Genomic DNA, 8641 nt, shown 5'->3' with positions numbered 1-8641 from the left:
TCAACAACGGCGACTGGGCTTCGACCGCCGCCGCCCAGAGCGCCCTGGCCGACGGCAACTACCGCTTCCGCGCCGTCGTCACCGACGCCGCAGGCAACGATGCCACTTCCAATGTGCTGGAGGTCGTCATCGACAACACCGATCCGGCTCCGGGCGTCCTGAGCTTCACCGACCTGACCGACACCGGCAGCGACGATCCCATCGACATCACTCAGGACAACGCGTTCAATCTCTCGCTGGCCGGTCATGAGTCCACGGCGAACGTCGTCTACCAGGTCTCCTTCAACAACGGAGACTGGACCTCGACCACCGCCGCCCAGAGCGCCCTGGCCGATGGCAACTACCGCTATCGCGCCGTCGTCACCGACGCCGCCGACAACGATGCCATCTCCAACGTGCTGGAGGTCGTGATCGACAACACCCTCCCCCAGTTCTCGTCCTCTACGACTGCATCCATCCCGGAGAACAGCCCGCTGTCGGCCGTGGTCCACACCGCCCAAGCATCGGACCTGCACGGCGTCAACTTCTCTCTGGCTGCTGGCCTGGGCGACGACGCCGCGAAGTTCGCAATCGATGCAGCAACCGGCGCAGTGACCCTCCTGGAGAACGCGGACTTCGAAACCAAGTCCAGCTACGCCTTCACGGTCCAGGCCGTCGATGCCGCGGGCAATGTGGCCACGCGGGCCGTGACGCTGGGAATCATCGACATCAATGAGGCGCCAGAAGCCAAGGGGGGAACTGTTTCCACGGTGGAGAACGCCCCCCTCCTGATCCCCCTCGCCCAGGAGTACGCGACAGACCCTGACGCGGGCAATGTCCTGACCCTTGTCAGCGTCACGGCATCCCACTATTCCTGGGGCACGGGGGGGACCGCTACGACGCTGACCAATCCGGTGACCAAACAAGCGGTCAACATCGCCGGCCTCACCAGCCAACTGACGATCTCCAGCGACGGCAAGTCCGCCCTGTTCACCCCGGCAGCCGAACTCAACTGGATGATGTCTACGCAGCAGCTGTCAGTGGAGCTTCACTACACGGTCCGCGATCAGTCCGGCATGACGGACTCCAACACGATCACCGTCACCATCATCGGCTCCACCTCCGACAAGGGAAAGAACCTGACTGGCACCAACGGCGCCGACATCCTCGTCGGTTCGGACAATGAAGATGTCCTCCAAGGCGGCAACGGCAACGACAACCTCAGTGGCGGGAAGCTCACCGACGCCCTCTACGGCGGCAACGGCGACGACCTCCTCTCGGGCGGCGACGGCATCGACTACCTGTTCGGCGACAGCGGCAACGACACCCTGAACGGCGATGACGGCGCCGACGTTCTGTCCGGCGGCAAGGGCAACGACGCCATGATTGGCGGCCTGGGCAACGACCACTTCGTGTTCGAACCCCAGCTCGGCGCCGACCGCCTCACCGGCTTCGTCAAGGGCCAGGACATGCTCCACTTCGTGGACATGTTCCCCAGCACCCTCACCGCCGCCGACTTCGTCACCAAGTACGTCACCGACACCGGCAACGACCTGCTGATCTCCGTTCCCGGCGGCTCGGTGGTGTTGGTGGGCGTGGCCGACACCAGCGGGCTGGCCGGCAGCATCTCCTTCGTCCTGCCGTCCTGACCCCGCCGCGCGCCGCTCACCGCAGTTCGACCGCGCCCCCCAGCGTCAGGACGACCTCGGTCCTGCCCCCTTCCGCAGGAATGGGCACGACGGCGGCATCGACAGCGGCCGCCGCGGCGCGCTGCACCGCGACCGGGCGCGGCGGCACCGCGCCGCCCGCCTGGGACAGGGTGACCGCCTTGACGGCGTAGTCCTTGAACCCCAGCGCGCCCGCCATGGCCTGGGCCTTGCGCCGGAATGCCGCGGCCACCTCGGTCATGAGCTGCGCCTCCACCTCGTCGCTGCGCGCACGCGAGAGCGAGAAATGGACGCCATGGACCTGCAGCTCCGAGGCCAGCTCCGAGGCGAGTTGCCCCAGCGCCGCCTGCTGCGTGGAGGTGAGCGTCACGCTGCCCCTCACCACCCACTGGCCGGTGCGGCCCTTCGGCCCCCACACCGGCTGGGTGTTGACGGAGCCGAGGCGCACCTCGATGCCCGGCACGGCCCGGGCGCGCGCCGCGGCAGATTGCAGGGCCGCCAGCACCCGCTGGGTCGGCTCCTGGGTCCGCGGCCCCTCGTGCTCGACGCCGAGGGTCACCGCCATGAGGTCGTTGTCGACCAGGCTGCGCGCCTGGGCCTCCAGGTGCAGTTCAGGCCCGGCCCAGGAGGCCGCAGGACCCAGCGCCATCGCCGCGGCGATGGCGATCACACGGAGAAGCTGTTTCGCCACGGGCGGCTCCCGCGGCGTCAGCGACGGTCCCGGTCATGGTCGCGGTCATGGCCCCGGCCACGCCCGCCCTTGTCGTCCCGGTCGCCGCGGTCACGGCGGTGGTCGCCCGGGCCATAGGCGCCCGGGTGCGGGTGGCGGACGTGGCTGTCATACCAGTCATGCCGCACGAAATAGACAGGGACGCCGCAGGCGTTGTACTGGTGGCAGTGCTTGCTCCACTTCTTGCGGTGCCCCGGGGGCACCCACATGTAGACGGGCTGCTGCTGCACGACGTACGCCGGGCCGGGCGGCACGATGACCACGGGCTGCGGCAGGATGATGGCGGGCTGCGGGTAGCGGCCGATGTCGATGCGGCCATACACGCCAGGCTGGCTGATCTGGACGCTCACGCCGACATCGGTCGCCCGCGCGGCCACGGGGGCCAGGGTGGCGACGGCGCAAGCCAGGGTAACGATGGCCTTCATTCCGGTGGGCTCCTTGTTGGGTTTTCCTCCCTAACGGATGAGCACATTGGATTGAATACGTCTGGCGCGAAAGCGTGGTGTCGAGCGGTAACACCGCGCAGCTGCCATTCGCCACTCGCCAGCGGGCCGAGCACAAACAAAAACGCCCGACAGAGAACTGTCGGGCGCTTGAATCTGGTGGCCTGGGGCGGAATCGAACCACCGACACGCGGATTTTCAATCCGCTGCTCTACCAACTGAGCTACCGGGCCGTGAGACAGCGAGTATACATCAATTCCCGCCGCGTTTTCCGCGCGACAGGTCGACGCCGAGTTGCTTGAGCTTGCGGTACAGGTGCGTGCGCTCCAGGCCGGTCTTCTCGGCCACGCGAGTCATGGAGCCGCCCTCCTTGACCAGGTGGAATTCGAAATAGCACTTCTCGAACTCGTCACGCGCATCACGCAGCGGCTTGTCCAGCTCGAACAGCTGGCGCGACTGCGGGCCCATCTCCGTCACCGCGGGCAGGCTCTGCCCCCCGGTCATGGCGGCCTCGACGGTGAGTTCGGTCGTGGTCACGTAGTGCACCACCGGCGCGGCGACCGACGGGGACGCCAGCACCCCCGGGCGGCGCGCCGGCGCCGGGGCGGCAGCGGGGACGTTGCGGTTCAGCCCCGACTCCACCGCCTTGAGCAGCTTCTGCAGGGTGATGGGTTTCTCGAGGAAGGCCTGGGCACCGATGCGCGTGGCCTCGACCGCGGTCTCGATGGTGGCATGGCCACTCATCATGATCACGGGCATGGACAGCAGGCCGGAGGTCGACCACTCCTTGAGCAGCGTGACGCCGTCGGTGTCCGGCATCCAGATGTCCAGCAGGACCAGGTCGGGGCGCATGCGCTGGCGGATGGCGCGGGCCTCGGCCGCGTTCTCCGCCAGTTCGACATGGTGGCCCTCGTCGTTGAGGATTTCGGATAGCAAGTCTCGGATGCCGAGCTCGTCGTCAACGACCAGGATGTTTGCCATGTTCCTACCAGCACCCCGCGCGGCCGGCCGGGGCGGTGTTGTTAGACCGCAACTGTGAATGATAGCGAGACTTGGGCCCCCAGGATTTCGCCATCGCGGACACGGTTCTTGAGGTCTATGCGCGCCCCATGCTCGTCGGCGATCTTCTTGACCACCGCCAGCCCCAGCCCCGTGCCCTTGGACTTCGTCGTCACGTAGGGTTCGAAAGCCCGCTTGAGGATGTGCTCCGGAAAACCCGCGCCCGAGTCCTGCACCAGCAGGCGCACCCGCCGGTTGGTCTCGTTCCATTGGGTGCGCACCACCACCTCGCGCACCTCGCGGCCCTCGGTGGCGTCCTGCGCGTTCTGCAGCAGGTTGTGGATGACCTGGCGCAGCTGCTGCGCGTCACCCGAGATGGGCGGGCATTGCGGGTCCAGTTCCACCTGCACCGGCGCACCGTGGCCCGCCTGCCCGGCCTCGCGGGCGTAGAGCAGGAGCACGTCGCCCACCAGGGCGTTGAGGTCCACCGGCTTGAGGTCGGCCGTGGGCAGGCGCGCGTAGTCACGGAATTCGTTGACCAGCCGCTTCATCGCGTCGACCTGGTCGACGATGGTGCGCACGCTCTTGGTCAACACCGCGCGCTCGGGGTCGGCCACCTTGTCCACGAGCTTCATCTCGAGCCGTTCGGCCGAGAGCTGGATTGGCGTGAGCGGGTTCTTGATCTCGTGCGCCAGGCGCCGTGCCACCTCGCCCCAGGCCTGGGCGCGCTGCGCGGAGACGATCTCGGAGATGTCGTCCAGCACCAGCAGGTGCACCGGCTCGCCGCCGGTGTCGGCGGGCATCTCGGCGCCGCGCACGACCAGGGTCACCGCGTGGGTCGAGGCCGGCGCGCCCGGCTGCGGCGCCTGCAGCTCGAAGGACTGCTGCCAGTGGTCCAGCCCGTGCTGCAGCCGCTCGGTGTGGTACTCGTCGAACTGCGCCTGCACGGCCCGGCCGAAGGACTCAAGGCCCTCGACGCCGGCCAGGGGCTGGCCCTGGTACGCCGCCAGCGGCGCGCGCAGGATGCGCGTGGCGCCCGGGTTGGCCGAGAGGATGCGGCCCTGCGCATCGAGCACGATGACGCCGGCGGTGAGGTTGTCCAGGATGGTCTGCAGGTTGGCACGGGCCGCGTCCACCTGCCACATGCTTTTCTCGACCGCGCTGCGGGCATCGGCCAGCTGCTGGGTCATCTGCGCGAAGGAGCGCGTCAGGCCGCCGAGTTCGTCCTTGCCCTGGAGCACGGGCTTGGGGCTGAGGTCGCCCGCCGCCACCTCGCGCACGCCGGCGGCCAGCAGCAGCAGCGGCCGCGCCAGCGAGTTGCCCAGCACCACGGCCAGCAGCACCGCGCCGAAGACCGAGAGGAACAGCGCCAGCGTGAGGGTGCCGATGTACATGCGCCGCAAGCCGTCGCGGCCCAGGGCGCGCTCCTGGTACTCGCGGTTGGCCTCCTGCACCGCGATGGCATTGGCGACCAGGGTGGCCGGCAGGGCCTGCGTGACCTGCAGGACCCGCGTCTCCGAGAGCAGGCCCAGGCTGGGCGGCGAGACCAGGGCCAGGGCGCGGATGCGGGCGTTGTTCAGCGCGGCGGTGCCGCCTTCTTCCAGGCCCTCGATCACCGCCACCGAACGCTGGGTCCGCACCGCGCGCAGCTGGGCGGGCGTGGGCCGCTCCGGCGCGAGCTGGAAGCGCGACTGGCCGGCACTGGCCACCAGCTGGCCGGAAGCGCTCCACAGGTAGATGTCGGTGGCGCCGAGCTGGTCCTTCAGGCGCTCGAGCAGCAGCGTGGGCGAGCCCTCGGGCGCGTCGGCGAGCTGCGCCGCGGCGATGCGCGTCTTGAGGGCCAGGTCGTTGGACAGCATGTCCAGCGTGGAGCGGCCCAGGCTCAGGCCGGCGTCGAGCGCACCCTCGACCTTCACGTCGAACCAGCTCTCGATCGAGCGCGAGACGAACTGGTAGGACACCACGTAGATCAGCAAGCCGGGCGCGAAACCCACCAGGGCGAAGATCATGGCCAGCCGGATCAGCAGCCGGCTGCCGAACTTGCCGGCACGCAGCCGGGACCACAGCCGCAGGCCCATCCAGCCGATGGTGCCCAGCAGGATGGCGGCGACCACCATGTTGACGATGAACAGGCGGCCGTAGTTGCGCTCGTAGAGTTCGCGGTTGTTGGTGGCCTGGGCCAGCAGGAACAGCAGGACGATGCCGATCGCCACCATGGTGCTGGCGCCGATGCCCACGGCCCAGCGGTAGGTTCGGGCATTGCGCACCTGCGGGGCGCGGCGCCCGCCACCGGTGCCCGGGGAGGACGAGGCCGGATCGGTGCTCATCGCGCGATCTCGGCCGGCAGGCGCAGCGAGCGGCTGGTCGCGATGTTCCAGTCCGCCTGGCCGACCACGCCGATCTGGAAGGGGCGCGGCAGCTGCGAGACATCGAGCCGGAAGCGCAGGCTCACGCTGTAGCGCTGGTCCGGCTCGAGGTCGCCGGCGTCGGCGATCTTCCAGCCGGAGATGCGCTGCACCGCGGCCAGCGCCTCGTCGCGCGTTTCGAAGTTCTGGCCCAGCGAGAGGCCGGCGTTGCCGATCGGGCTGGACGCGGCGAGCAGCCGCCAGCGCCGGGTGAGCGGGTGGTAGGACAGGCGCATGTAGCGGCTGGCCGCGGAGACCTCCTTGTCGTACCAGTACCAGCGGTCCCGCAGGAGCACGGCGTCGGTGACGAAGAACAGGGGAATGCCCTTCTGCAGGGCTTCGTCCACGCCCTGGGGCAGGTCGAAGTGCACCTGGGCGGCGACCATCAGGCCCTCGGGGGTGCGCTCCACCCGCAGGCCGCTGATCTCGGTGGCCCGGGCCGGCCCCGCCAGGACGGCCAGCAGGCACAGGACGGCGGCGGCCAGCAGCCGCGCGCGGTCAAGGCCGCGGCGCCAGGCGCTTTTCCAGCAGGGCGTAATAGAAACCGTCGTGGTCACCCGGGCAATTGTCCGGGACGGTCGCGCCCGTCTCCCCGGTTTGGGGCAGCAAATGGCCGGGCGCGGGCAGCAAAACCGCGTCGGTGTTGTGCGCAACAAACGCTCCGGCCTGGGCCTCCCCCTCCGCCTTGAAGACCGAGCAGGTGCAATAGAGCATCCGCCCGCCGGGTCGCAGCAGCGGCCAGAGGGTGGCCAGCAGCCGGGCCTGGATGGCGGCCAGGGCGGCGATGTCGGCTTCGCGGCGCAGCCAGCGCACGTCGGGATGGCGCCGCACGATCCCCGAGGCGGTGCAGGGCGCGTCCAGCAGGATGGCGTCGAAGGGCTGGCCGTCCCACCAGGCCGCGGGCGCGCCTGCGTCGGCGGCCAGCACCCGCGCCTTCAGGCCCAGGCGCCCCAGGGTCTGGTGGATGCGCTCGCAGCGCGCCGGGTCCACGTCCAGCGCGGTGACCTCGCCGTCCGACAGCTCCAGCAGGTGGGCGGTCTTGCCGCCGGGCGCCGCGCAGGCATCCAGCAGGCGCGGCGCGCCGCCGGCGGGCAGGCCGTGCAGCAGCAGCGGCGCCGCGAGCTGGGCGGCACCGTCCTGCACCGACAGGGCGCCCTCGTCGAAGCCCGGGATCTCGTGCACCGGCAGCGGCCGCTCGAGCTGCAGGCCGTACGCGCCGAAGCGCTGCGCCGGGATGCCCGCGCCGGCCAGGCGGGCCTGCAGGGCCTCGGGCGTGGCGCGCCGCGCATTCACCCGCAGGGCCATCGGCGGCTGGCGGTTGTTGGCGCGCAGGATGTCCTCCCAGCGGTCCGGGTGGTCGCGGCGCAGGCGCTCGATCCACCAGCGCGGGTGGTTCCAGCGGGCGACCGGGTCGGCCTCGGTGGCGGCCACCAGCGCGTCGCGCTCGCGCAGGAAGCGGCGCAGGCAGGCATTGATGAAGCTGGCCTGGCCGGCCGTGGCGCGCTGGCGCTTGGCCGCCTCGACCGCCTGGTTCACCAGGGTGAAGGGCTCATAGGGTGCCTGCGCCGGGTCCCAGGCCAGGGCCAGGGCGGTGCACAGGAGCGCGTCGGCCGCGGGCGGCGGCGGGCGGCGGGCGAGCTGGGCCCGCAGGGCCTGCGCCCGGCCGAGCTGGCGCAGGGCCTGGAACACCAGGGCCTGGGCGCCGGGACGCAGCTCGCCGGGAACGGCGGCCAGGGCCGGGGTGGCCGAGGTGCCGTCGCGCACGGCCTGGACCACCGAGGCGGCGGCCTGCAGCAGGCGCCACAGCGGGAGGGTTCGGTTCGCGGTCACGGCGGTCACAGGGCCGTCCCGGCCCGGAAGCCGAACACCCAGGCGAGCAGCACGGCGGGGAATTGCGCGATGGCGCGGTTGTAGCGGGTCACGGCGTCGTTGAACTGTTGGGTGGCCGCCTGGACCTGGGCCAGCACCTGGGCCCGCACGGCGGCATGGGTCTCGGGCAGGCGCGGGCCGCCGAGGTCGTGCGCATCTTCGCGCTCGGCGCGGTCCCAGGCCATGGCGAGGACGTCGGTGGCGGTGCGCAGGGCCTCGATGCCCTGGGGGTCGAGCGGCCGGGCGCGGGCGCCGGCGAGGGTGGAAGCGAGCTGGTCGGTGGCAGCACGGACCTGGGCCCAGACCGGCGCGCTGCCGCGCGCACGGGCCGGGTCCTCGCCGTCGTCGGGCGGCAGGTCCTGCGCGAGCTGCAGGTGCCGCTGGAACTCGGCCTCGACGCTCGCGAATGCGGACTTCACCTCGCCGCGCAGGCGCACCAGCCGGTTGTAGGCGCCCACGCTCCAGAACAGGAGCACGGCCGGCAGGAGCCACATCAGGAGAGTCGTCATGGACCGGCGAGCTTACCAAGCCGCCAAAGAAGAACGCCCC

At 70.7% G+C, this 8641-nt stretch carries 8 protein-coding genes and 1 tRNA gene; 1 reads left to right on the top strand and 8 read right to left on the bottom strand.

What is annotated here, in order from left to right; translation table 11 throughout:
* Positions 1–1628 (top strand): Ig-like domain-containing protein (locus tag ACT80S_RS10395; RefSeq protein WP_377415551.1); only part of this gene is annotated, 1628 nt, incomplete at its 5' end.
* Positions 1629–1644: 16 nt separating this feature from the next.
* On the opposite strand, the gene ACT80S_RS10390 is transcribed toward ACT80S_RS10395, so the two are convergent.
* The 8 genes from ACT80S_RS10390 to ACT80S_RS10355 all read right to left on the bottom strand — a co-directional run bounded on the left by ACT80S_RS10390 (position 1645) and on the right by ACT80S_RS10355 (position 8601).
* Positions 1645–2337, bottom strand: a complete 693-nt coding sequence (locus ACT80S_RS10390) for an SIMPL domain-containing protein (RefSeq protein ID WP_377415550.1) — start codon at positions 2335–2337, stop codon at positions 1645–1647.
* Positions 2338–2354: 17 nt separating this feature from the next.
* On the bottom strand, positions 2355–2801 hold the full coding sequence (locus ACT80S_RS10385; RefSeq protein WP_377415549.1) for a hypothetical protein: 447 nt from the start codon (positions 2799–2801) through the stop codon (positions 2355–2357).
* 175 nt (positions 2802–2976) lie between these two features.
* Positions 2977–3052, bottom strand: a tRNA-Phe gene (locus ACT80S_RS10380).
* Positions 3053–3071: 19 nt separating this feature from the next.
* A complete protein-coding gene (locus ACT80S_RS10375; protein ID WP_377415548.1) occupies positions 3072–3800 on the bottom strand; it encodes a response regulator in 729 nt (242 codons plus the stop codon).
* Between the two features lie 41 nt (positions 3801–3841).
* A complete protein-coding gene (locus ACT80S_RS10370) occupies positions 3842–6145 on the bottom strand; it encodes a sensor histidine kinase (RefSeq protein ID WP_377415547.1) in 2304 nt (767 codons plus the stop codon).
* The gene (locus ACT80S_RS10365; protein WP_377415546.1) at positions 6142–6780 is read right to left on the bottom strand and encodes a DUF4390 domain-containing protein; all 639 of its coding nucleotides are present in this window, start codon (positions 6778–6780) and stop codon (positions 6142–6144) included. The genes ACT80S_RS10370 and ACT80S_RS10365 overlap by 4 nt, the downstream gene beginning before the upstream one ends.
* A complete protein-coding gene (rsmB, locus tag ACT80S_RS10360; RefSeq protein WP_377415545.1) occupies positions 6722–8053 on the bottom strand; it encodes a 16S rRNA (cytosine(967)-C(5))-methyltransferase RsmB in 1332 nt (443 codons plus the stop codon). Before rsmB ends, ACT80S_RS10365 begins: the two co-directional genes overlap by 59 nt.
* Before the next feature lie 5 nt (positions 8054–8058).
* Positions 8059–8601 (bottom strand): LemA family protein, encoded by a 543-nt coding sequence (locus ACT80S_RS10355; RefSeq protein WP_377415544.1) that lies wholly within the window; start codon positions 8599–8601, stop codon positions 8059–8061.
* Between the last annotated feature and the right edge of the window lie 40 nt (positions 8602–8641).

The organism is Ramlibacter sp. MAHUQ-53 (assembly GCF_052600055.1).
The sequence above is the reverse complement of the archived record's forward strand: the minus strand, read 5'-3'. Positions and strand labels throughout refer to the sequence as shown.

Bases quoted from the DNA above. Each gene is read 5' to 3' on its own strand.
- ACT80S_RS10385 (WP_377415549.1), bottom strand. From the start codon at position 2,801: ATGAAGGCCATCGTTACCCTGGCTTGCGCCGTCGCCACCCTGGCCCCC.
- ACT80S_RS10375 (WP_377415548.1), bottom strand. From the start codon at position 3,800: ATGGCAAACATCCTGGTCGTTGACGACGAGCTCGGCATCCGAGACTTG.
- ACT80S_RS10370 (WP_377415547.1), bottom strand. From the start codon at position 6,145: ATGAGCACCGATCCGGCCTCGTCCTCCCCGGGCACCGGTGGCGGGCGC.
- ACT80S_RS10355 (WP_377415544.1), bottom strand. From the start codon at position 8,601: ATGACGACTCTCCTGATGTGGCTCCTGCCGGCCGTGCTCCTGTTCTGG.